27 protein-coding genes and 1 pseudogene are annotated in these 22,118 nt (G+C 62.6%); 15 read left to right on the top strand and 13 right to left on the bottom strand.

Features of this window, described 5'->3' with window-relative positions; genetic code table 11:
* Window positions 1-113: 113 nt before the first annotated feature.
* A complete protein-coding gene (locus SALMUC_RS23015) occupies window positions 114-500 on the bottom strand; it encodes a carboxymuconolactone decarboxylase family protein (protein WP_021120871.1) in 387 nt (128 codons plus the stop codon).
* A complete protein-coding gene (locus SALMUC_RS23010; RefSeq protein WP_020042573.1) occupies window positions 497-1,480 on the bottom strand; it encodes an aldo/keto reductase in 984 nt (327 codons plus the stop codon). Before SALMUC_RS23010 ends, SALMUC_RS23015 begins: the two co-directional genes overlap by 4 nt.
* Window positions 1,481-1,553: 73 nt before the next feature.
* Between SALMUC_RS23010 and SALMUC_RS23005 the strand changes: the two genes are divergently transcribed.
* The 10 genes and pseudogenes from SALMUC_RS23005 (at window position 1,554) to SALMUC_RS30665 (ending at window position 7,118) form a co-directional block, all read left to right on the top strand.
* Window positions 1,554-2,471 carry a LysR family transcriptional regulator gene (locus SALMUC_RS23005; protein WP_020042574.1) on the top strand — a complete coding sequence of 306 codons (918 nt, stop codon included), beginning with the start codon at window positions 1,554-1,556 and terminating at the stop codon, window positions 2,469-2,471.
* A 144-nt stretch (window positions 2,472-2,615) separates the two neighbouring features.
* Window positions 2,616-2,756, top strand: coding sequence for a hypothetical protein (locus tag SALMUC_RS30130; RefSeq protein ID WP_156883628.1), 141 nt, complete (start codon window positions 2,616-2,618; stop codon window positions 2,754-2,756).
* A 63-nt stretch (window positions 2,757-2,819) separates the two neighbouring features.
* Window positions 2,820-3,581 (top strand): AfsA-related hotdog domain-containing protein, encoded by a 762-nt coding sequence (locus tag SALMUC_RS28540; RefSeq protein WP_198014667.1) that lies wholly within the window; start codon window positions 2,820-2,822, stop codon window positions 3,579-3,581.
* Window position 3,582: 1 nt separating this feature from the next.
* Window positions 3,583-4,278, top strand: coding sequence for an HAD family hydrolase (locus tag SALMUC_RS28535; protein WP_020042576.1), 696 nt, complete (start codon window positions 3,583-3,585; stop codon window positions 4,276-4,278).
* The gene (locus SALMUC_RS22990; RefSeq protein WP_051156001.1) at window positions 4,275-4,823 is read left to right on the top strand and encodes a DUF2165 family protein; all 549 of its coding nucleotides are present in this window, start codon (window positions 4,275-4,277) and stop codon (window positions 4,821-4,823) included. Before SALMUC_RS28535 ends, SALMUC_RS22990 begins: the two co-directional genes overlap by 4 nt.
* A 52-nt stretch (window positions 4,824-4,875) precedes the next feature.
* Window positions 4,876-5,025 carry a MerR family transcriptional regulator gene (locus SALMUC_RS31350; protein WP_021120869.1) on the top strand — a complete coding sequence of 50 codons (150 nt, stop codon included), beginning with the start codon at window positions 4,876-4,878 and terminating at the stop codon, window positions 5,023-5,025.
* Window positions 5,026-5,029: 4 nt separating this feature from the next.
* Window positions 5,030-5,281, top strand: a complete 252-nt coding sequence (locus tag SALMUC_RS31345) for a MerR family DNA-binding protein (RefSeq protein WP_021120868.1) — start codon at window positions 5,030-5,032, stop codon at window positions 5,279-5,281.
* 68 nt (window positions 5,282-5,349) lie between these two features.
* A pseudogene (locus SALMUC_RS31920) lies at window positions 5,350-6,003 on the top strand (MFS transporter); the annotation flags it as partial.
* 34 nt (window positions 6,004-6,037) lie between these two features.
* Window positions 6,038-6,505 carry an MFS transporter gene (locus tag SALMUC_RS31340; RefSeq protein WP_051155999.1) on the top strand — a complete coding sequence of 156 codons (468 nt, stop codon included), beginning with the start codon at window positions 6,038-6,040 and terminating at the stop codon, window positions 6,503-6,505.
* A gap of 25 nt (window positions 6,506-6,530) precedes the next feature.
* Entirely contained in the window at window positions 6,531-7,118 is a 588-nt protein-coding gene (locus SALMUC_RS30665) for a hypothetical protein (RefSeq protein ID WP_020042579.1), read from the top strand.
* Between the two features lie 419 nt (window positions 7,119-7,537).
* Here the strand turns inward: SALMUC_RS30665 and SALMUC_RS29285 are convergent, their stop codons facing one another.
* Together SALMUC_RS29285 and SALMUC_RS29280 are read right to left on the bottom strand one after the other, a co-directional pair.
* Window positions 7,538-8,017 carry a PaaI family thioesterase gene (locus SALMUC_RS29285; protein WP_084514076.1) on the bottom strand — a complete coding sequence of 160 codons (480 nt, stop codon included), beginning with the start codon at window positions 8,015-8,017 and terminating at the stop codon, window positions 7,538-7,540.
* 124 nt (window positions 8,018-8,141) lie between these two features.
* Window positions 8,142-8,621 carry a GNAT family N-acetyltransferase gene (locus SALMUC_RS29280; RefSeq protein WP_037372754.1) on the bottom strand — a complete coding sequence of 160 codons (480 nt, stop codon included), beginning with the start codon at window positions 8,619-8,621 and terminating at the stop codon, window positions 8,142-8,144.
* A gap of 310 nt (window positions 8,622-8,931) precedes the next feature.
* On the opposite strand from SALMUC_RS29280, the gene SALMUC_RS22965 reads away from it, so the two are divergent.
* Window positions 8,932-9,693, top strand: coding sequence for an alpha/beta fold hydrolase (locus SALMUC_RS22965; protein ID WP_217626335.1), 762 nt, complete (start codon window positions 8,932-8,934; stop codon window positions 9,691-9,693).
* A gap of 25 nt (window positions 9,694-9,718) precedes the next feature.
* Here the strand turns inward: SALMUC_RS22965 and SALMUC_RS22960 are convergent, their stop codons facing one another.
* Together SALMUC_RS22960 and SALMUC_RS22955 are read right to left on the bottom strand one after the other, a co-directional pair.
* On the bottom strand, window positions 9,719-10,633 hold the full coding sequence (locus SALMUC_RS22960) for a DMT family transporter (protein ID WP_020042582.1): 915 nt from the start codon (window positions 10,631-10,633) through the stop codon (window positions 9,719-9,721).
* A gap of 42 nt (window positions 10,634-10,675) precedes the next feature.
* The gene (locus SALMUC_RS22955) at window positions 10,676-11,305 is read right to left on the bottom strand and encodes a TetR/AcrR family transcriptional regulator (protein ID WP_020042583.1); all 630 of its coding nucleotides are present in this window, start codon (window positions 11,303-11,305) and stop codon (window positions 10,676-10,678) included.
* Window positions 11,306-11,503: 198 nt separating this feature from the next.
* On the opposite strand from SALMUC_RS22955, the gene SALMUC_RS22950 reads away from it, so the two are divergent.
* On the top strand, window positions 11,504-12,238 hold the full coding sequence (locus SALMUC_RS22950) for a class I SAM-dependent methyltransferase (protein ID WP_198014663.1): 735 nt from the start codon (window positions 11,504-11,506) through the stop codon (window positions 12,236-12,238).
* Window positions 12,239-12,312: 74 nt separating this feature from the next.
* Here the strand turns inward: SALMUC_RS22950 and SALMUC_RS22945 are convergent, their stop codons facing one another.
* From SALMUC_RS22945 to SALMUC_RS22935, 3 genes are all read right to left on the bottom strand, one after another.
* Window positions 12,313-13,011, bottom strand: a complete 699-nt coding sequence (locus tag SALMUC_RS22945) for an FMN-dependent NADH-azoreductase (RefSeq protein ID WP_020042585.1) — start codon at window positions 13,009-13,011, stop codon at window positions 12,313-12,315.
* Window positions 13,012-13,131: 120 nt separating this feature from the next.
* Window positions 13,132-14,064, bottom strand: a complete 933-nt coding sequence (locus SALMUC_RS22940; RefSeq protein WP_021120864.1) for a LysR substrate-binding domain-containing protein — start codon at window positions 14,062-14,064, stop codon at window positions 13,132-13,134.
* A 49-nt stretch (window positions 14,065-14,113) separates the two neighbouring features.
* Window positions 14,114-14,971 (bottom strand): LysR family transcriptional regulator, encoded by an 858-nt coding sequence (locus SALMUC_RS22935; RefSeq protein ID WP_020042586.1) that lies wholly within the window; start codon window positions 14,969-14,971, stop codon window positions 14,114-14,116.
* Window positions 14,972-15,067: 96 nt separating this feature from the next.
* Between SALMUC_RS22935 and SALMUC_RS22930 the strand changes: the two genes are divergently transcribed.
* Complete coding sequence (locus SALMUC_RS22930) at window positions 15,068-15,991, top strand: DMT family transporter (protein ID WP_198014662.1); 924 nt, start codon at window positions 15,068-15,070, stop codon at window positions 15,989-15,991.
* A gap of 41 nt (window positions 15,992-16,032) precedes the next feature.
* Here the strand turns inward: SALMUC_RS22930 and SALMUC_RS22925 are convergent, their stop codons facing one another.
* A complete protein-coding gene (locus SALMUC_RS22925) occupies window positions 16,033-16,614 on the bottom strand; it encodes a TetR/AcrR family transcriptional regulator (protein WP_020042588.1) in 582 nt (193 codons plus the stop codon).
* Between the two features lie 89 nt (window positions 16,615-16,703).
* Between SALMUC_RS22925 and SALMUC_RS22920 the strand changes: the two genes are divergently transcribed.
* The gene (locus tag SALMUC_RS22920) at window positions 16,704-17,504 is read left to right on the top strand and encodes a crotonase/enoyl-CoA hydratase family protein (RefSeq protein ID WP_020042589.1); all 801 of its coding nucleotides are present in this window, start codon (window positions 16,704-16,706) and stop codon (window positions 17,502-17,504) included.
* 287 nt (window positions 17,505-17,791) lie between these two features.
* On the opposite strand, the gene SALMUC_RS22915 is transcribed toward SALMUC_RS22920, so the two are convergent.
* Entirely contained in the window at window positions 17,792-18,847 is a 1,056-nt protein-coding gene (locus SALMUC_RS22915; RefSeq protein WP_021120861.1) for a zinc-dependent alcohol dehydrogenase family protein, read from the bottom strand.
* A 121-nt stretch (window positions 18,848-18,968) separates the two neighbouring features.
* On the opposite strand from SALMUC_RS22915, the gene SALMUC_RS22910 reads away from it, so the two are divergent.
* Complete coding sequence (locus SALMUC_RS22910) at window positions 18,969-19,901, top strand: LysR family transcriptional regulator (RefSeq protein WP_021120860.1); 933 nt, start codon at window positions 18,969-18,971, stop codon at window positions 19,899-19,901.
* A 47-nt stretch (window positions 19,902-19,948) separates the two neighbouring features.
* On the opposite strand, the gene nadC is transcribed toward SALMUC_RS22910, so the two are convergent.
* On the bottom strand, window positions 19,949-20,821 hold the full coding sequence (gene nadC, locus SALMUC_RS22905; protein WP_020042592.1) for a carboxylating nicotinate-nucleotide diphosphorylase: 873 nt from the start codon (window positions 20,819-20,821) through the stop codon (window positions 19,949-19,951).
* Window positions 20,808-22,118, bottom strand: a 1,311-nt coding sequence (locus SALMUC_RS22900) for an L-aspartate oxidase (protein WP_020042593.1), incomplete at its 5' end; no start/stop codon positions are given. The genes SALMUC_RS22900 and nadC, both read right to left, overlap by 14 nt.

The following is a 22,118-nucleotide window of genomic DNA, read 5'->3' as shown; positions in this document are numbered from 1 at the left end:
CTGGACCAACCCGGCTTGACAGGCGTGGCACAGCGTTTCGGATTGCGGCAGATGCGCCTCACGTCAGTATTGTGCAACTCTTCGCGCGTACCCCAACGCTTCGCGCGTACCCTTCAGCCGTCCCGCTCCGCGAAAGCTTTCTTCGCGGAGCTCATGGCGTTCATGGCGGCCGGCACCCCGGCATAAACGGCGACCTGGTACACGATCTCCACGATCTCCTGGCGCGACACGCCGGTGTTCAGCGCCGCGCGCATGTGAAAATCGAGCTGACCGGAAGCTGTCCCCATGGAAGCGAGCATGGCGACGGTCAGCATCTCGCGCGTTTTCAGATCGATGCCCGGGCGCGACACGACATCGGAGAAGGCGAAGCCGAGGATCACCTCGGTCGCATCCTCATCGAAATCGGTGAGGTTCGCGTCCACGCGCTCGGATGCGCCCGTTTCGAGGCGCTCGAGGAGGGCCATCGCCGCCGCGCGGCGATCAGTTGAGGTATCCGTCATGCGTTCACCCCCTTCATGCCTTCCGGTGTATAGCGCTCGCCGACAACCGGAAGCCGGGAGATCGCCTCTTCGAGCCGCCGGCAGTCGTCATCGTCGAGTGCAACATCGACTGCCGCGGCGTTGTCCTCAAGATAGGCGAGCCGCTTGGTGCCCGGGATCGGGACGATGTCCTCGCCCTTGGCCAGGAGCCAGGCCAGGGAAAGCTGGGCCGGCGTGCAGGATTTCTCGGAAGCCATGTCCGCAATGACGTCGGCGATCCGTCGATTCTCGTCGATCGCCTCGTCCGCGAAACGCGGCAAGGCGGCACGGAAATCGCCTTCCTCGAACTCCGAAGGCGACTGGAAACGACCGGTCAGGAAGCCACGTCCGAGGGGAGAATAGGGGACGAATCCGATGCCGAGATCGCGACAGGTCGGAAGGATCTCCGCCTCGACGCCGCGAGACCAGAGAGAGTATTCGGTCTGCACGGCCGTGACCGGGTGTACGGAATGTGCGCGGCGCAGGGTCTCGGCGCTTACCTCGCACAGCCCGATGCGCGCGATCTTTCCCTCCCTGACCAGCTGCGCGAGGCCCTCCATGGTCTCCTCGATAGGCTGGTCGGTATTGACGCGATGCACGTAGTAGAGATTGATCCGGTCGATCCCGAGGCGGCGCAGCGAGGCTTCGCAGGCCGTGCGCGCATAGTCAGGAGCATTGTCGAGGCTGCGCTTGTACTCCCCGGGGCGCCGGACGATGCCGAACTTGGTAGCGATCTTCACGTCGGCACCTGTCTCTCGCAGGAATGCCCCGATAAGGTCTTCGTTGTGGTGAGGGCCGTACATGTCGGCCGTATCGAAGAAGTCGATGCCCAGCTCGATCGCGCGGGACAGGACCGACATGGACTCGGTGTCATCCCGGGGGCCGTAAAACTCGCTCATCCCCATGCATCCGAGCCCGACAGCGGAGACCTCCAGGTCCTGTCCAAGGACACGCTTTTTCATGATTTCCTCCTTGTTCGCATGGTAGGAGACATGGCACGTTTCGAACGTGGAAAATGCAGGTAATTCCGAGAACATGATTTCCGTTTCCGGAAAGACCCCGCGGCGATCGATCGTCTGGGACGATGTTCGCTCCTTTCTAGCGATCGCCCGGAACGGGACCCTGACCGCCGCGGCCGCCTCGCTCGGTGTCGGGATCGCGACCCTTTCGCGGCGCGTGGACCGCCTGGAGGATGCCCTGGGGGTTCCTCTCTTCGTGCGACAGCAGTCCGGGTATCAACTCACCGAGGAGGGGAGCGAGCTTCTCGACCGCGGCGAGGCGCTCGAGCAAGCCGCCCTGGCCTTCGAAAGCGCCGGGGGGCGTGAGACACAGCTGACGGGACGAGTCCGCCTGGCCACGGCCGAAAACCTGGCGAGCGGGTTGATCCTACCCGCGCTTCCGGAGTTCAGACGGCTTCACCCCGGGCTCATGGTCGAGGTGGTCACCGATATCTCGACGGTGAACGTCCATCGCCGGGACGCGGATCTCGCGGTGCGCATGGTCAAGCCCGAACGTGGCAACGTGACGATCCGGCGCCTCGGAACCCTGGGCTACGGTCTCTACGCATCGCCCTGCTACATCGAAACCCGGGGCTCCGACCTGGATCGGGGCGCCTACGAGGGCGACGAGATCATTGCCTGGGGCGAGGCCCAGTCACACCTGCCGGCGGCACAGTGGGTCGAACGGATTCTCCGAGGACGACAACCGACCATCACGACGACGTCTCTCGCGACGCAGGCGGCGGCGGCGGAGGCGGGGCTCGGCCTCGCCGTCCTTCCGCATTTCCTCGCCAGGGACGCGGGCCTGGAGTGTCTCGAGAGCGATATCGGGATCGACCAGCCCATCTACCTCGTGATCCAGTCCGACCTTGCGCAGTCGCCCCGGATCCGGGCGCTGGCGGACTATCTCGTCGAGGTCGTCACTGAGCATCGGGTCCGACTGCGTGGCGGTTGAGATCCCGACCATTGGAGGAAGCGAGACGTGCTCGGTGCTTTGGAGCGGGTCGTCTCTGGCCGGGATGCGCGTCCGGCCAGGTCGCAGCAGGAGGGGCTCGGTCGAATCACGACCCGTCACCCAGGGTGACGGGGATGGCTGATCGTGCTCCTGCCCGTTGATGTGATCAAATCTTCACGTGAGCTGTTGGCCAGCGCCATCGGGCGGCGTTCTGGTAAAGTGATTGCTATTAATAACAAAAATCGCGTCTTCTCGATGAGAAAAGTCGGCGTTCTCCGCCGTTGACACAAAAACGTACGCTTACGTAAGGTTGGGAATGGGAGGGCACACTGACCTTGGAGCGTGGACGTGCAACTCGTTACAGGAAACAGATTCAAGGATTTCGCCGCGGCCAGCGGCGCGATCTCCGCACAAACAGCGATTGACCGGCTTCTGGCCGGTGAATCCTGCAACCTGGTCATCGGCCAGGGCGTCAGTGAGCAGGATGCCAACGTGATCGCTGTGCTGGGGGCGGCGGCAGGTCACCGCGTCGCGCGCCCGGCCCTCGACCACCGCCGGGCAGGCCGGGACGTCTGCCACAAGCATCATCCCGAAAACCAGTTGATCTCGGCGCCTCGCCGCGCCGAGAGCGATATCTTCGAGGCGGATATTCTCGTGGATGACCGGAACGAGATCCTCTCGGATCATCTCACGGGATGCCATCTGCAGGGCATGCTCCTCATCGAAGCGACCCGCCAGATGTTCATCGCGGTCGGCGAGACGCAATACGAACATCTGGGTGTGCCGACAAACGGGTATGTCGTCTTCGATCGCTTGACCGCCGGTTTCGAGCAGTTTGCCTTCCCGCTCCCGACGTGGATCCGCCAGACCGTCACCCGGGCGGAGAAGGTGAAGGACGATCGCGTTGCCTTCGCGGCGTCGATCGAGATCTTCCAGGCCCAGGGGCGCGTCGCACAGTCCGAGGTAAGCTATACGATCTTTGACGCGGGCAGCCTGGGACCGAAAGAGGAGAGGCTGGCGAACAAGGCGGCCGACGCGTTGTTCAGTAGCCTCGGCATCAGCCGCGACGACGTCACGGCAGATCAGCCCGTCCCGATGGCGGGGGCGTAGGATGGCCCCGGCATCCGATCGCGCCTTCGCCTTCTTCGATGTCGACGAGACCTTGATTGTCGAAAAGAGCATGTTCACCGTTCTCGATGCCCTGGGGCGCGATGCTCCCGGGTTCGATGCCGCGGGACACCGCAGCGCGATCACCCGCATGCGCGACAAGGGGTATTCGCGGGCGTCGGTCAACCGGTACTTCTACCGCGGTCTCGCCGGGTTGGAAGTGTCCCGTGTGGAGCGGGTCGCCGCAGCGTATTTCGCCGACCGCGCGGCCTCCTCGTCGCCGCTTTTCATCGCCTCGACCACCGAGCGGCTCCGCGCGCTCGCGGACAGCGGCATCTCGGCCGTCGCCGTCTCCGGGTCGGCGGAAGTCTTTATCCGCCCGGTGATGGCGATGCTCGGGATCCGTCATGTGCTGGCCACCCGCCTGGCGACGGAGATAGCGGATCGCCTGACCGGTGAGATCAAGGGCGCCTGCATGATCGGCGAAGGCAAGACCGAAGCCGTTCACACGTTCCTGGAGCGGGAAGGTGCTGACGCGGCCGGGTGCTGGGGATTCGGCGATCATCTGTCGGACTTCCCTTTCCTCGAGATGCTCGGTCATCCGCACATCGTGGCGGGCAATGCCGATGCCGTTGCCGAGGCGGGCCGCCGCGGTTGGCCCGTTCTCGATGCCCCTGAAATGGAAGCAGAGGCCGCATGATGATGTTATCTTCACTCCTGCCTCGAACAGTCGTGATGACCGGGCTCGCCGCCTGGATGACAATCGCGGTGCTCAACAATCTTACCGATCAGGGAACCAACCTTGCCAATCTCGAGACGATGCTCACCATGCGCTTGCTCTCCGAGGACCAGGTCCTCGGGAATGGGCTCGAATGGCGGGCCTGGGGGAGCGGGTCCACGGCGTCGGTTCTCTACTGCGTCATAGCCTGGCAGCTGGCGACGGCCGCCGCACTCTGGTGGGGCGCAGCGGCCCATCTGCGCGCGCTTCTGGGCAACGGTGGCACCGGTGAGGCCGCGACGGCTGCCAGTATCGCCCTGAGCATGTTTGCTGCGATGTGGCTGGTCTTCCTATGCGGAGGGCTCTGGTTCGGGTACTGGATCAAGCAGGGTCCGATCCAAGGGGTCCACTTCACCCTCCTGATCCTCTCGGTCGTCTGTATGCTGCTGGTCAACCAACCCGTGGGCGCGGCTGCGTCGGCGCAGAGGGACAGGCGCGACGCCGAGCGAAATCCGGTCACCTCTTGACCTCGGGCGGGCATCCCATATCTAACGCTCACGTCAGAAAGAGGAGCGCAGGATGCCCGACCCGCTCATGAAGATCGGTCAGCTCGCAAAGCGGGCGAAGGTCAGCCACCGAACGATCCACTACTACGAGAATATCGGGCTGATCGCACCGGTCCGCCGCGAGGGGGGCGTCGCATCGACTCTACGAGGAGGAGGCCTATGAGCGGTTGCAGAAGATCGCCGCGCTCAAGCAGCTGGGCCTGTCTCTCGAGGAAATCCAGGAAGTCATCGACCTCTACTTCCAGGATGCCGAAACGCACCTTGCGGGCAAGCAGAAGGTCATCGACATCCTCAACGAGCAGCTTGCCAAGACGGATACGCAGATCGACGAGCTCTCGCGATTTCGCAGCGACTTGATCCGCAACATTCGCCACATGGAGCAGCTCTACGAGGAGGCGAAGCCGAAGAAACGTGCCTGATCCGTCAGGGCCACCATATCATCGCCGGCGTCTGCCTTCAATCTACAGTTTACGTAAAAAGGTGATACATGACACCACGCCATCTTACCCTCGTCACCTTCCTCATGCTGACGGCCCTCATCGTGGTCGGTCAGCTCTATCTCACCATTCCGCTCTCAGAGGACATCGCGGAGCTTTTCAGGACCGATCTGTCGGCCGCCGCCTGGGCGGGGACGGCGTTCGGGCTGGCCTATGCCGCAGGCTTCCTTGTCTGGGGGCCGCTCTCGGACCGCTTCGGTCGGCGCATCATTCTGCTTTGCGGCCTCGTCGCGACCACGATGGCCACCGCGCTACTCGGCGCGGCCGGCAGTATCGGCTGGTTTCTCGCGGGACGGGCGCTGCAGGGCTTCGTTGCCTCGAGCTTTCCGCCCGTCGCCCTGAGCCTCGTCGCCGAGGCGCTTCCCCCGGAGCGTCGGCCGCTGGGCGTGTCCCTGATCAGTTTCGCCTTCCTGGCGGCGGCGCCCGTCGCCCAGTTCGCTGGGGTCAGCGTTGCCGCAAGCCCGACCGGGCTGATGCTGGGCCTGGCCCCGCTCTACCTGGTGATGGCCGCCGGCCTGGCGCTCGCGCTGCCGCGTGGCGCCGGGAGCGCCGTTGGCGGTACGGACCCGGCGGAGGGGCGCATGGCGAGCCTCCTGGCCAACCCGGTGGTGGTCACCGGGTGGCTGGCGGCGCTTACCGTGCTCTTCGGCTTCGTGTCGTTCCAGGGCGGGGACCGCGATGGAGGTCGGGGGCGGATACGATCCGCAGACCGTTCGTCTCGTCGGGCTTCCTCCCCTGGTCCTGAGCCTGGTCGCGGCACCCCTGTCAAAGCGCTGGGGTGCGCCTGTCACAGCACGCATCGGGCTGTTCACCTCCGCAACCGGGTTGATCCTGGCAGGTGCGGGAGGTGCGCTGACGGTGGCCGCGTCCGCGCTCGTGTCGGGCGGCGTGGGCCTGGCCGTGCCAGGGCTGATCGCGACCCTGGGTGGGGCGGCCTCCGATCACAATCGCGGGCTGGCCCTGTCCGTCTACACCTTCTCGCTTTTCGTCGGCGCGAGCGTGGCCTCGCCCGCGGCGACGGCCCTGGCCCCGGCGGGACCGGCGCTTCTCTACGGCATCCCTGCCGTACTTCTCGTTGCCGCTGCCGGCGGCATCACCCTCGGGCTCGGCCGCCAGCGCGCGGCCCGAGCCACGCAGGCAACCTGACCCACTTCGAAGAAGGAACGGCGCCATGAACACACTTACTCAAATCTCTCTGTCCATCCTGAGCACACTGATGCCTGAAGGCTTTGCGCCTGTCGGCCAGAGCCCGGTAAGCGTCGACGGACGCGATGCCGTCCTCGTTCGGGCCGAACGCGAAACCGGCAGGAACGCCGGTCTCGGCGGCGAGCACGTCTCGACCGTCGAAGCCGACGGGCAACTCCTCGGCTATGTCCGGATGACCTCTGCCATGGCCCAGCCTGCCGAGCTGCCGAGCGAGGAAACGGCCCGTTCCGTTGCCATGAGTTTTCTCGAGACCCACGCGCCCGACCTGCGTCAGCACCACAGGGTCCACTGGGTCGCGCCCCACGAAGAGACGGTCACGATGGACGGCGAAACCCACACACTGACCGGCATGAAGGTGAAGATGCGCGCGACGACCACGGACCGGCTCTGGTTCTGGGTGATCGTCGGTCCGGGAGACGAGGTCATGGTCTTCGAGCGGGACATCTACTGGATCACCATGCCGGGTCGGCGCCGGACCGAGCAATGGCTGCATGATAGCTGGCTGGCAGAGCGGTCGGAGGTGCCAGAGCTCGTGCGCGGAGACACGTACTGATGAGTTGACGGGGCCGCACGCAGTTTGGAAGACGCGCGGCCTCTGAAACCACTGAGAACCGAGGCGAAAGGTGGCTCGGGAACAGCTCGTTCTGTCACCTGACGCGAAAGTCTGTAGATCGCTTGGAGCCCACAGCGTGTCGATTTGTGCCGCATTTCTGTTCCGACATTGGCCCACCTGGTAGCCGTAGCTTTCTTTATAACCGACCGGACGTGATTGCGATCCTCGCCGGAAACAACATGATCGCCATTGGCGCAATCAAGAAGCCGCAGAATTGGGACAGAACGTGTCTCAAATTGCGGCGATTCGGTACGACGGCATCGAGCACGGGGAGCGCCGGATGTGTCGTTTGATCCAAAGACTTGCAAACGACGCGATGACCGGTAATCAGAATAACTTGCGAGTGATTTCATCGTTCGTCAGTCAGGAGGCGTTGCGCCGGTCAGATCTCCCTGATCACTCGCCCGCATGGTTCTCTGGTGATTTGATGGTAGTCGAGCCACGGTACCCTGCGCGAGCGCGACAAGCGTCTCCTCATCATCAGCAAGTGAAATGATGCGACATTGGCAGACTGCCTGCCGCCCTGACACCGAGACCGGCTCCGCAATGGCCCGCAGGAGCGGGCCAGAAGCGGGAGTAACATAGTTGATCTTGAACTCGGCGGTCAGCGCGTCACCCGACAGAGCTACTCCACCGGCGAATGTAATCGCATTGTCGGCTAGATAGGATAGGACTCCCCCATGAGCGTACCCGTGCTGCTGCCGAAGTTCACTGCGTAGAACAACCTCAACAACAGCCCGCATATCTGACAAGTCTTTTAGTTCGGCGCCGATGAGCTGGCTGAAAGATTGTCGGTCGAATGTCGCTCGCGCAAACTGTAGGATATCTCTCGATTGCATTGTGTCTCCCGCTCGTCGGTTTCATTGATTGCAAATGGAAGCTGGGCGCGAACCGACGTTTCGAGATTGTGCATATCTTCCGATAAACGCCGACCTCGTCACGTCATTTGAGTAAATACAGATTTCATGCAGTCTCTCTCGACGCTTTCGTGCTGGAGCGATACACGATGAAGCCGGTATCACGCGCCACTTTCTTGTACAGTAGTCTAGCCGCCTGATTTTCATGGTGCGTGTGGAGGTAGATGTCATGAACGCCTTGCTTCCGGCATTTCTCTTTTGTGGCGTCGATAAGGAACTCACCCACGCCCGTCCCACGGAGACCCCTTGAGACAAACAAATCTTGAATGTAGCAGGTGTCCTCAACTTGGAGCATATTCCTGTGGAAAATATAGTGAACCAAACCCACTAGCTCATTTCCTCGTTCTGCCAGAAATGCATGGATCGGTTCATCATCGCGGTGGATGCGTTCCCAAGTCGTGCCGACAACGATGTTACTTAGGGCTGTACCGCCCTCGCGTCCATAGAATGAATTGTATGACTCCCAGAGCTTGCTCCATTCTACGAAGTCCCGCTTTTCTGGGGGGCGTATACAGACATCAGGCATGCTGGCTGTCTCCATAAATAAGTCTATTTTTGATCTCTCGATTGCCAGAGGTCAAATCAATATTTGAAATGGGTGCTAATATGAAATGTTGAGTCGACAGCAATCTTTGGCCCGACGCCGCGTACGTCATCGGCTTGCAGAAACGTAGTCATGCACATTAAAGAAAATAACTTGCCGGCTCACGTCATGTGCTGCAGAGGTGTCAAGTGAGATCTCTGAGGTCGCTATGTGCGAAATGTTGACGGGTCACGCTATCATATATGGGCATCGGCTCGCATACGGTGTTCACGGCCAAGGTGAACCGGTCGTCTTGCTCCACGGCACGCCTTCTTCGTCACTGATCTGGCGAAATGTCGTGCCGCGACTTGTAGCTAGCGGATATAGAGCCCACGTCTATGATTTGCTGGGGTACGGCGCTTCGGAGCGTCCGAGCGATCCGGCAATAGATACCTCGATCAGCGGTCAGGTGCCGTTCCTCGAGGCGCTGCTGGACCATTGGGATTTAGATGCGGTCAATCTCGTTGCGCACGATATCGGTGGCGGAATAGCCCAGCGGTTTTGTATTTTCCGACCCGATCTGGTCCGATCGCTTGCGCTGGTCGATTCCGTCAGCTTTGATAGCTATCCGTCCGAGCGGACACGTCGACAACTGGCCTCCGGCCTCGACAGTCTGACCTCTGCGAAGGAGGCCGACCATCGGGCGCGCTTCCGGGATTGGTTGCTGACTGCCGTTCACGACAAGCAATCTTTCGCGGATGGTGCGCTCGAATCCTACATCGACATGATTTCCGGGCCCGTCGGGCAGGCCAGCTACTTCCAACACCAGGCGCGCCATTATGACCCGATACACACCACAGAGATTGCTGACCGGCTGCATGAATTGGGTTGCATGCCTGTTAAGGTGATTTGGGGTGCGGAGGACGCATGGCAGACAACGGATTGGGCGTGCAAACTCCAGAGCTCGATCCCGGGCGCGGAATTGATCCTAATACAGGCTGCCGGTCACTTTTTGCCAGAAGACAAGCCAAGCGAACTCGCCGATGTCCTCACCTCGTTCTTGCGATTTGCGTGATGGCTCTCTCTATTATCTTCGGAATCTAATGGTCGTCCTGCTGCGCGACGTCCTGGGAGCGAAGTGTGAACGCTGTCGCTGTCGCGATAACCATAACTATTCCAATGGCTTGCTTGGGGGAAAGTGTTTGATTTAATATTGCAAAACCGAAGAGGGTAGCGGTTATTGGCTCTGCCATGCCCAGTATCGCTGCGGTGCCGGGCTGGCTACGCCTCAGTCCAAATATGTAGAGAAGAAACGAGATACCGCCTCCAAGAGTTCCGAGCACTAGAATCAACGCCATATCTATTGGGTCGATTCCTTGGGGCCACGCACCTCGACCTGCTAGAATCAGAAGGAGAACTGTCTCGACAAGAAAAGATATTGTCATGACCACCTGAGTGCTGCCGTGCAAGGCTGCCCGCTGGAAGCCGAAGATGAAACCAGCGTAGCAAAGTCCGGATATGAGTCCCATCATGACTACGGAGGCGCCAAGTTCGATTTCAGGTTTTGAGAAGATGCCCGCAAGCAGGGCAACGCCGAGCATGATAAGCGAGAGCCCGAAGGCCGAGCCGAAAGTGATACGTTCGCGTCCGGACATGAACGCACCGAGAAAGACATATATTGGTGCCGAATAGAGCAGGGTGGCTGCTATCGCGACGCTGCCGGTCTGCATTCCGATGAAATAGAATGAGAAGGCGCCGCCAACCCCAGCCCCGGCGATCACCGACCATATCCAAAGGCTCCAGGAATTGAGCCCTCTATTGTCGCCGGTAGTGATCAGCCAAGTGAACGCAAAGACAAGTGTGAGTGCGCCCCGGTAGAACGAAACGACAATCGGATCCCAACCGCGTTCGACCAGAATCCCGCCAATCCCGCCAGCCAGACCCCAGAAGGTCGCAGCCGCTAGGATAGGCACCGTACCTGTGGTGCGGGCTGTGCGGAGGCTGTCAACAGGCATTTGGTTCCTTGCAATTAGACCGGTCGTCTCTAGTAGTGGTGATCACTTGCCGAGAAGCAGCGGCAAGCTTCTGGTCCGGAATCGGACGAGTGGTGCTCGCGACGCTTGTGCCTTGGCTCGCAGGAGTGCGCCTTCATACGCCTCGATGACGAGTGCGGCAGTTTCGTCAGGATCGGCGTTGTTAGGAAGCTCGCCGACCTGCAGCGCTGTTTCGAGCACCCTGGAAAGGTCCTCCTGCCATTCGTCGAACGCAGCCTCGATAGCCTGTCGAAGCGGCTCACTCCGCGACGCCAATAGCTGCGACAGGTTCCCGAGGAGGCAGCCACTTAGGACCTTCTGCGTCATCACGTCGTCTTCGAGCTCATCGAAATGCCTGTCCAGTCTGTCAAGGGGGCTGAGGTCCGTGCGTTCGAAGGTCGTTCGCCGGATCGCTCGCCATCTTTCACCGTATTCCACGACGATGGCACAACCAAATGCCTCCTTGCTGTCGAAGTAGTGGTAGAAAGATCCCTTCGGGACGCCGGTCTGGGTGAGTACTCCAGCGATACCGACACTGTCATAACCGCCATGCAACATCGCGCGCAGCCCAGCTGATATCAGGGCGGACCGAGTGTCTTGGTGAACCATGGACATAAGAATAGACCAGTCAATTAGTGCGATCAACCCGGTCATCTCGGCGTGCGTCTTCCATCGCGACGAAGGCCGTGCGCTGCTGGCTGGTGATATGCCCTTGGTGTCGTGCGAAGGTGACAGAGAAACCGGCAACGGCATCCGTGCAAACGCATTGCAATGGCTACCATTAGAAAAAATCGTTTCTGCCTTCGACTCGAATTTCTTAGCAAGGCGCAACCAGTTGAAAGGGGGTGCCGAGTGGAGAGCGAATTGATGGAGGTGTTTGCAACTCTGCCACAACAAGGGCCGGGCAGCGATGAAGTCGGCCGGCGAGTGCTTGGATCTTTGAAAGAGAGTTTGCCTGCGTCGCCCGAGATCGCCGATTTTGGCTGTGGAACCGGTCGGAGTACCTTCCTGTTGGCAGACGCGTTTCCGCGTGGGCGGATCTGCGGTATCGACCTGAACTCCGAATTCTGTGCTGTCCTGGCAACGGGGATCGAGACACGCGGCCTCTCTGGGCGAGTGAGTGTACTCAATAGGGACATGCTTCGTTCGGGGCTTTACACCGGTTCGCTCGACCTTATCTGGAGCGAGGGTGCGGCCTACACGGTCGGGTTCGATAATGCTCTATCTTGCTGGCATGAACTTCTTGCTCAAGATGGTCTGTGCGTGGTGAGCGAGTGCGAGTGGTTGCGCATGGACGCACCGAAAGAAATTCGTGACTACTGGGCCGCGCTCTATCCGGGAATGCGGACGACCGAGGAGAACAGACGGCGCGCCCGGCTTCTGGGGTTCGATGCCATCGATCATGTCGTTTTGCCTGCAGAGGCGTGGGAAGCGTATCACGAGCCGTTGCTGGAAGCCCTCTCCGGTCGAGAGAACCTGCATGCCGCGCTTGTGGAGATCGGTCGTGAACGGCAGATGATCCGTCGCTACAACAAGTATTTCGGTTACGCGCTGCACGTTCTCAAGAGGTGCTCAACTGTCGGATAGCAGGGGCGCAGTCTGATAGGCTCAAGGTCGGAGCGCATCTCGCGAGCGCGAGATGCTGATTTCCCCAGGTCGAGTCATGGGGCGACTGTTGCAGGGCGAATCGTGCCAACCTCGCGCGCGAGGCGCTCCGCGGCTTCTCTTGCATCCTCGTGCGCCTCGCGAACGGATGCGGCGTGGCGCTTACCGCCGAATTCCTGATACTCGGCGCCGATCTCGATGATCTGCGAGGCGCCCAGATAGGGCCCCAGCGTGCGGATATGTGGAGCAAGATGATTGTGCGCCTCCCGCATCCCGCCGCCGGCAAAGCCGAATTCCCCGCTCGAGGTCAGCAGGACCAGAGTCTTGCCGGACAAGATCGGCTCCAGCGGGTAATCGCCGCGGTCCAGGTCGAAGGTGAAGGTCTCGCCGATACGGACGATCTGATCGAACCAAGCCTTGAGCGCCGCGGGCATCCCGTAATTGTACATGGGCGTCGAAAGGACGACGATATCCGCCCGGCGTAACTCGTCGATCATCGTATCGGATTGGGTGAGCAGAGCCCTCTGGGTGGGGCTTCTCTCGGATTCAGGTCTGAATACGGCGGCGATCCAAGCTTGCGAGATAAAATCGGGCGGGGCAAGGCCGAGGTCGCGTTCGATGATCCCGGTCTCCGGCAGATTGTGTTCCCATGCTCCGACGAAGGTGTCGGCGAGTTGCCGTGAGATCGAGTTGTGCTGCGGCATCGGGTTGTCGCTGCGGCGGGCACTCGCGTCGATGCGAAGGAGGGTGGTCATGTCGGGCTCCTTGATTGGCCGGGTTGCGGAAGCGACCCTGGCCCGTGCGCCTTCTGTCCGCAAAAGACGTTTTCTCAGCCTCGGATGAGCATTCGTCGCCTCTGACGGCGCAGCTGTCCGTCATCCGCGCCATTCATGATGAACGGAGCCCGGGTTCCATTCGGCGGGACGCTTCAGCCTCCTTGAGAAGCCAGTCGCGGAAGACCTGCACCGCGCTCGGCGGGAGGTCTCCGCCGGGTTGACGACGTAGTAGCTCTTGTTCTTCAGCGGACCGTCGAACGGAAGAACCAGCTTACCCTCGTTGATGAAACGCGCTGCCGCGATCAGGCTCACCAATGCGACGCCATGACCATCGGCTGCGGCCCAGAGGCACATATGTTCCTCGGAGTAGGTAACATAGGGCAGCGCATTCTCCGGGGTGCATCCATGGGCTCGCAGCCAGCTTTCCCAGCTCGGGTCCGAATTCGAGAAACCATGCCAGCGATATTCGATCAGGTGCGCCTGAAGCAGATCCTGCGGCGAGGTCAGCTGGGCCGCCATTTCGGGAGCGCAGACTGGGGCGATGTAGTCGTCAAGCAGCCATGCGGCCTCGAGGTGCGCCGGCGGCTCGACACAGTAGCGGATCGCCAGATCGCTGTCGTCCGAATGGAAATCCGTGATTGTGTCGGTCGCGATGAGTCGAACTGCGATCTCGGTATGCTGGTCGCGGAATGACCGCAGCCTCGGGCTGAGCCAAGAGGACGCAAGCGAGTTGGTCGTCGATACCGTCAGCGTACCTGCGAGGCGATCCTCGTCGAGAGCCGCGATCGCAGAGCGTAGAACCTCGAAGGCGGTGACGATTCGACGCGCGATCGCGGCCGCCTCTGAGGTAAGTTCAAGCATCCTGGGACGCCGGTGAAAGAGCTGGATGCCGAGTTGATCTTCCAACCCGCGGATTCGATGAGAGACCGCTGTCGGCGTAACGTGGAGCTCTTCGGCGGCGTCCTTTAAGCTCAGGTGGCGCACCACGGCTTCGAATGCCTGCAGGCTTCGGAGGCCGGGAAGTCGTCGCATGCTCGCTCCTGATCGCACTGGGTGCCACGGTTCTAAGCGCGTGACGATATCATCGTCGGATCTCGCTCAGGATATCCGCAAGGGCTTCGGCGGCCGCCTCCATCTCGGGGCGCTTCCAGGTCAGCCCAATCTGTCGGGACAGGCCGAGGTCGGCGACCGAAACCGGCACGACCTCGCCACTGGCGAGGCTTCTCGGCGCGATTGCGAAGCCGAGGCCGCGTCCGACGAAGGCCATCGCCAGTTCGTCGCGTTCGGCGCGTGCAGCAATGCGGATGTCGATCCCGGCGTCCCGGAGGGCGCCGTATGGTAGTTCGCAGGCCCCCCGAAGCACGAGCCTCTCACCTTTGAGGTCCGCGACATAGAGCGACAGTCGACCGCCCAGGACGAGCGGATGGCGTTTCGAGAGCATCGCGACAAAGGGTTCCTTCCAAAGCGCTCTCGACTGGATCCCATCCGCCGGGAGGGACGTCCAAAGGATGTCGGCCCGATCCTGCGCGAGATCCGCGATGAGGGACGATGCGCTGCCCTCTCTAAGTCGCCACCGCCAGGCCGGGTGCCTCTCGCGCAGGACCACCTCGGCGCGGGCGATCTCCGCGGCGGCGAGCGAGTGAAGGACTCCCACGCGGATCTTGGGGGGGCGCTCGTCCGGGGCCCTAACGCTGGCGCGCGCCGCGTCCCATTGGTGCAGGATCTCGCGGGCCTGCCGGTAGAGCTTGATTCCCTCCGGCGTCGGCCGCGTGCGCCGGCCTCCACTATGCCGGTCGAACAGACGTGCGGACAAGTCCGTCTCCAGCGTACGCAGCGCGGCCGAAACCGCGGGCTGAGATATGTGAAGCCGCTCCGCAGCCGCCGAGACGCCACGGCACTCGACGACGGCGACAAGGACTTGAAGGTACTTTAGGTTCATCGGCTTTGTTTATGTATTATGATCCAAAACATATATTATCATTACTTTGTTCCGACGGGTAGGACGTTCCGAGTGGGTTCAGGAACGTGCAGGCCAATGTCGGAGTCTTTCTGGAGAAATGCTGTTGTGTCTCGGCGACGGGTCGATGATCGTGCGGTCGGGATCGGTTGCGCGCTGCTGATGGTTGCGGTTTTCGCCGGGTTCAACATCGTCTCGCGGCTCGGCAGCGAGACGAGCATGACGGCGTGGGATCTCGGGTTCTTGCGTTTCACCGTCGGCGGGCTGATCATGCTGCCGATCTTCGTCCGGAAGGGTCTTGCCGGGCTGAGCTTCGGTCATGCCGCGCTGATCGCCTTGCTTGGCGGGCTCGGCTTTGCGCTCTCCGCCTATGCCGGTTTCACACTGGCACCTGCCTCGCATGGTGGCGTCCTCCTTCATGGGACGCTGCCGCTCTTCACGTTCCTGGTCGGGCTCTGCTTCGGCTATTCGATCCGGCGCCGGGCGGTGCCCGGTCTGCTCCTGATCCTGCTCGGCAGTGCGTTGATGGTGTACGACACGGTCGGCGCGCCCAATCCGGTGCAGATCGCCGGGGACGCATGGTTCCTGCTTGCCGCATTATTCTGGTCGACCTGCGGAATCCTCATCAGCCGGGCAGGGCTTCATTCGACCGCTGCGGCACCGATCGTGGTCGTCCTCTCGGCCTGCGTCTATGTTCCGTCCTATCTGCTGCTGGGCGACCTGGACGAGTTGATGTCAGCTGATCCGCGAGACCTCGCCACTCAGGCGGGGTTCCAGGGTGTGATCGTCGGCGCATTCTCGATCTTCATCTATGCAAGGGCGGTCGAGAGCCTTGGCCCGAACGGAACCGCAATCTTCAGTGCGACGATCCCGGGGGTGACCTCGCTGGCCGCCATTCCACTGCTTGGCGAAAGGCCCGGCGATCTCGGATGGTGGGGCATCGCCGTCGTGACGGTCGGCATGCTTGCGACCTTCTTGGTGCGGTTCGTCGGAAGACAGTGACTGCGGTGATCCTGGAAAGTCGCTTCCGAGGTTCAGGTGCATCAGTCAAGGCGTCCGCTCCGGGCCCCTCGAACAAGGAGCCGTGCGGTGGCGCCGGCTGCCGCGATGTAACTCGGGTCGCGGTGGGTCAGCATCGCGGAAAACGCGCCGTCCATCACCACGACGATCTGTCGGGCCAAATCCTCGGCGGTTCCCGAAATCTCTGACTCGGTCGCCAGTTGTTCGGCGAGCCAGGCCTCGAACTTCTTCTTGTGCGCAGCGCCGATGGCCACCGCCGGATGTCCCGGCATGTTGGCGAGCTCGGCGATGGTGCGCAGGAAGCCGCAGCCCCGCCAGCTCGGGCGTCGGGCCGCCCGGATCAGGCCATCGAAAATGGCGGCGACCTTGTCTTCGAGCGTCCCCTCGCAGCGATCGAACCAGCGCTTGAAGGAGGCCAGGTTGGGCTGATCGCGCGAGGCCAGATAGGCGGCGATCAGGTCGTCCTTGCTGCGGAAGTGATAGTAGAGGGTCTTCTTCGTGATGCCCGCGCGTTCCGCAACCGCGTCGACGCTGACCGCGCGCACGCCATCCGCGTAGAACAGCGCATTTGCCGCATCGAGGATCTTGTCACGGGTCTTCGACATGGCCGACAGGTATACTGACTAGTGAGTGTAGGCAATCCTCGTCCCACGGTACGTCCGGAGCCGCATGAATCATCTAACGGGAGACGACCATGAAAGACCTGGTCCTGAAGGAGCTTCACGGGGAAATCGCGCTTCTCACACTGAATCGCCCCGAAAAACTCAACGCGATAAACTATGCGATGAACGACCGACTTTCGGAATGTCTCGACGAGATCGAGGACGACCCCCACGTCCGCGCGGTCGTGGTGACCGGGGCGGGGGAGCGCGCATTCTCGGCCGGCGGCGATATTTCCGAGTTCTCCGAGACGATGCGCCTCGGGCCGGATGCCGCGGTCAAGGAATTCGTGCGCCGCGGACAGGCTATGACCGGACGGTTCGAGAGCTTTCGCAAGCCCGTGATCGCCGCAGTCAACGGGCTCGCCTTTGGTGGCGGTTGCGAGCTGACGGAGGCGGTGCATCTTTCGATCGCTTCGGAAGACGCCGTCTTCGCGAAACCCGAGATCAACATCGGCATCCCGCCGACCTTTGGGGGCACGCAACGTCTCGCCCGGCTGGCAGGACGAAAACGAGCTCTCGAACTCTTGCTGACGGGGGACACCTTTCCGGCACGGCGCGCACTTGAGCTGGGCCTGATCAACAGGATTGTGCCACCCGAGCGACTTCTCGACGAAGCCTTCGATCTGGCGCAGCGCATCCTGAAACATTCCTCGGGCACCGCCGCAGCGATCATTACCGCCGTGACGCGCGGGCTGAACCACTCGATCGCTGAGGGGCTTCAAATGGAAAGCGAGCAATTCGCGCGGGTCGCCGACACGCATGACACGCGCGAAGGACTGGACGCCTGGCTCGAGCGGCGGACGCCACAATATCGCAATTTCGCCGGGTCCTAGCGTGAACGGGTCTGCCCGGTCCCGGTGTCGCGCGGGGCCCGGGCAGGTCTTGGTCTTTTTCGGCGAAGACTGCCAGTTAGTGGTGGACGTCGAAGCTTAGGAGATTGGCGGTGAAGCACATCTTGGTGGCCTTGCCGCGTAGTCGCCCGGCCAGCGCAACCTTTCGTTTTCGCAAACGCCGATATGCAGCGGGATGGCCATCAAGAGGCCCCGTTGGTTCTTCTCGGATCTTGGACCTTTCTGGTCCGCGTGGTCTTCCACCGTGGTGCTGCTGAAGTCACAAAGACTCAAGAAGACCTTCGATCGCGGCTTTGGCCCTCAAGGGAGACGACGATTTTTCCAAAGGCACCTTGCTCGAGACGACGAAACGCCTTCGGCACTTCGTCAAATGAGAAGATCTCATCGATCACCGGATGGATGGAGCGCTCCTCGACGAAACGGACCATGCGTTCGAACGATGCTCGATGGCCAACTGAGACCCCTTGTATACGCGCTCGCTTGAGCATTAGAGGCACCGAGCTGAGCGAGAAGTTTCCGCTCTCGAGAAAGCCGATCAGCGATATCGTTCCTTCGGGCGCAACTGCAATAGCCGAAGATGTCAGGTTGGATCCGCCGATGACTTCCAGAATATGGTTGACGCCGGCTCCGTTGGTAAGCTCCTGCGCCCGTTCGTCCCACGGTGCCGCTTCGATCGAGTTGATTGTCTTCCAAGCCCCGAGTGCTGCGATTCGATCCAGCTTTTCGGACGAGCGAGACGTTGCGATGACTCTGGCACCCAGTTCCTTCGCGAACTGCAATCCGAAGAGCGAAACCCCACCAGTGCCCTGCACCAGAACGATGTCGCCGGGCCGGGCTGGGTTGGTCTCCGCCAGAGCGTGCCATGCAGTTAACGCGGCAACAGGTAAAGTGGATGCCTCCTCGAAACTAAGTCCCGCAGGTATTCTCACGGCCACTGAAGCCGGAATCTTTACGTACTCCGCCAGGGCGCCCTGATAGGGCCCACCCAGAGATGCAGCATGGTTGATCATTTCTAGTGGGGCGGGACCGTCGAGCCATTCTGTCCAGAAGTTTCCCGCAACCCTATCCCCAACACGCACTCGCTTCACTGTCTCTCCGATTTCCACAACTTCCCCGGCGAAATCCGAGACCGGGGTGAACGGCATCTCCGGCAGTACGGGCAGCAATTGGCCGTCGACAACGAGTCTGTCGCGGTAGTTGAGCGATGCCGCGCGAACTCTCACGAGGATTTCACCTTCGCCGACCGATGGTATGGGGCGTTCGGACAGCAACAAATTGTCAAGGCCAAATGCTTCCTGATGCCATGATTTCATCGTTTCGGGCATGTTCTGCTCCCAATGTTGCTAAGGGCGCCGATCTGACGCCTGACAATGAAATTGTAATGTATATTCCTGCTCTCGTGTGTTGAGCTCGAGGCGTCAGTGGCGGAACAGAAGTTGACGAGTCATGACAACGGGACGCGCATCGCGGCTACAGGGGATCGAAGCCTTCGTGATGTCGGCTGAGACAGGAAGCTTCTCTGCCGCGGCGCAAAGGCTCGGCATCACACGGTCCGCCGTTGCAAAATCAATAGCAAGACTTGAGCAAACCTTGGGCACTCCGCTCTTTCAGAGAACCGGCGGAGCATTGCTTCTAAGCGCGGAAGGCACGGCTTTTCTCGATCACGCGGATGCCGCCCTCCGGGAACTGGACGCCGGTGAAGCGCTAATCTCCCAGCGTCGCGGTCAGGTGCGCGGAAACCTGCGCGTCTCACTCCCGACATCGTTTGGGCGACTTTGGGCTCTTCCGGTGTTGCTCACCTATGCTCGCAAACACCCTCTGCTCACGCTCGAGGTCAGTTTCGAGGACCGGTTCGTTCGTCTTCAGGAGGAAGGCTTTGATCTTGCCGTCCGTATCGGGGAAGGGCCCCGCTCTAGTGAACTGATCTCTCGGACTGTCGCGCGCCCTACTTCGGGTCTCTATGCGTCAAGGGCCTATATTTCCGAACACGGTAAGCCTAACGGCATCGTCGATCTGGCGGAGCATCGCATCATTCACTTCGCTCATGAGGGCCGGTGGGTTCCCTGGCGCCTTCTTGGACCCGACGGAAATACCATAAGTCATACTCCTTCGGCATCTCTGGTTATCAGCGACGGCGAGGCGATGCGGGATGCGGTGCGCGCCGGGGACGGCATTGCGCTGCTCCCGAGCTGGCTTGTCGATGGGGTGGGCGCGGATCTGCTACCCGTTCTCGAAAGTTTGGTTTTCGGAACGCCGGAGATTCGTCTGATCTGGCCTGCTGGCCGGGACCGACACCCGAGAGTCAGGGGGGCTATTGACGCCCTCGCCGATGCTCTGCGCGCAGAGGACTACCGAATGCCGCAAAGGCCTGACACATGACTACAGGAAGCTGAGGCTGAATCGAATGAGCACGTCCGGCGGACCTGTCAACCTGTGTCGAGCCCGATATCAAGAGCGGGCGCGCTGTGCGTCAGCCAGCCGGCCGAAATCAGGTCGACGCCCGACGCCGCGATCGCCGACACGGTGTCGAGCCTTACGCCGCCGGAAGCTTCGAGGATGGCGCGGTCGGCCGTCATTGCGACTGCCGCGCGCAGGGTCTTGGGGGTCATGTTGTCCAGCATGATGACGTCCGGCCCACATGCGAGCGCCTCGGCCAACTGGTCGAGAGTGTCGACCTCGATCTCGATCTTCACGAGGTGTCCGGCGGCGGCACGGGCGCGCTCCATCGCCGTGCGGATGCCGCCTGCCAGGGCGATGTGGTTGTCCTTGATCAGGATCGCGTCGTCGAGCCCGAAGCGATGGTTCGCCCCGCCCCCGGCCCGCAGCGCGGCCTTCTCCAGCGCGCGTAGGCCCGGCGTCGTCTTCCGGGTGCAGGTGATCGCGGCCCTGTGCGGGCGGGCGGCCTCGACAAGGCGAGCCGTCTCCGTCGCGATGCCGGAGAGGTGGCACAGGAAGTTCAGCGCGACCCGCTCGGCCGACAGGATCGAGGCGGCCGGGCCGGCGACCGTCAGGATCGTGTCGCCCGGTTCGACGGCGGCGCCGTCGGGGCGTAGAAGCGTGCAGTCGAGCCTGGGGTCGACCATGCGCAGGGCCATCAGCGCCGGGCCGGTCCCCGCGACGATCCCGCGCGCACGCGCCACGGCGGCGGCCGTGCCGGCCATGCCCGGCGGGATCACCGCCGCAGTGGTCAGGTCGCCGGCCCGTCCGAAATCCTCTTGCAGGGCGGTGCGTACGATGGGCTCGAGCACGAGGTCGGGCAGCGGCGCGAACTGCCGGTCGGAGGGGTCACCAGGGCTCATGAACGGGGTCCTCGGATTGGAAATCGACTCGGTGGCTGTCGCGGCTCTGAAGCGAGCGGAGGGGCGGACCCGGCCAGAGGCCGGGTGCGTCCGATCGCCAATGCGCGCCGCGAGATTCCGCGCGGGCGAGAGCGCCTTGCGTTATCAGCTCGGCGATCGCGATCATCGCGGCGCGGCGGCTGTTCGCGGGCGTGTCCCGGCGCATGGCGGCAAGCGCCTCCCGCGTGCGGTTCAGCCCACGCTCCGACCGGACGACGCCAAGCCCCTCATCCAAGATCCGCCGCACTGCGCGCGCGGCGCCGGCCGGTTCGGCATCGGGCATGTGGCCGGCATCCCGCAAAGGACCGGCGCGACGCGCCTCGCGGCCCGAGATCGCCCGCGCCGTCCGGGTGGCGAAGACCACCGCCTCCAGCAGCGAGTTGCTTGCCAGCCGGTTGGCGCCGTGGAGCCCGGTCGAAGCGACCTCTCCCACGGCCCATAGCCCGGGAACCGAGCTCTGCCCGTCGCGGTCCGTGGCGATCCCGCCCATGTGGTAATGCGCCGCCGGCCGCACCGGGATCGGCCCGCGCAGCGGGTCGATCCCCAGGGCGTGGCAGGCGGTGGCGATGCCGGGGAAGTGGTGTGGAAAGTCGGCTCCGATCGTCGTGCGCGGATCGAGGAAGATCGGCTCGCCGCGCTGGACATGAGGCCAGAGCGCGCGGCTGACGCTGTCGCGCGCCGCCAGCTCGGCGCCCGGAAGATGCGCAAGCAGCCGCGTGCCGTGCCGGTCGACCAGTGTCGCGCCCTCGCCGCGCAGGGCTTCGCTGGCCAGCGGCAGCGCGGCGTCGCCGATCGCGTGACCGGGCGGGCAGATCGCGGTGGGGTGGAACTGCACGAATTCCAGGTCGCGCAGCACCGCCCCGGCCCGGAAGGCGAGGTAAAGCCCGGCGCCCCAATTGGAGAGCGGGTTGGTCGTGGCCAGGAACAGCCCGCCGATCCCGCCGGTCGCGAGGACCACGTCACTGGCGGGGAGGCATTCGGTCCGGCCGTCGCGTTCCAGAACCGCGCCGGTCACGCCGCACGCCCCGGTAAGGATGCGCGTGACGCGGGTGCGTTCGAGAACCCGGATTGACGGCGTGCGCGCGACCGCCCCGGCCAGCGCGCGGGCCAGTTCGGCGCCGCTGCGGTCGCCCCCGGCATGCAGCACGCGGCTTCGGCCATGGGCCCCCTCGCGCGCAAGGTCCGGCGTGCCGTCCTCGCCCCGGTCGAAACGAACGCCGGCCGCCTCGAGCATCGCGATCGCGTCGGCCGCCCCGGC

The organism is Salipiger mucosus DSM 16094 (assembly GCF_000442255.1).
GTDB classification, from domain to species: Bacteria; Pseudomonadota; Alphaproteobacteria; order Rhodobacterales; family Rhodobacteraceae; genus Salipiger; species Salipiger mucosus.
The sequence above is the reverse complement of the archived record's forward strand: the minus strand, read 5'-3'. Positions and strand labels throughout refer to the sequence as shown.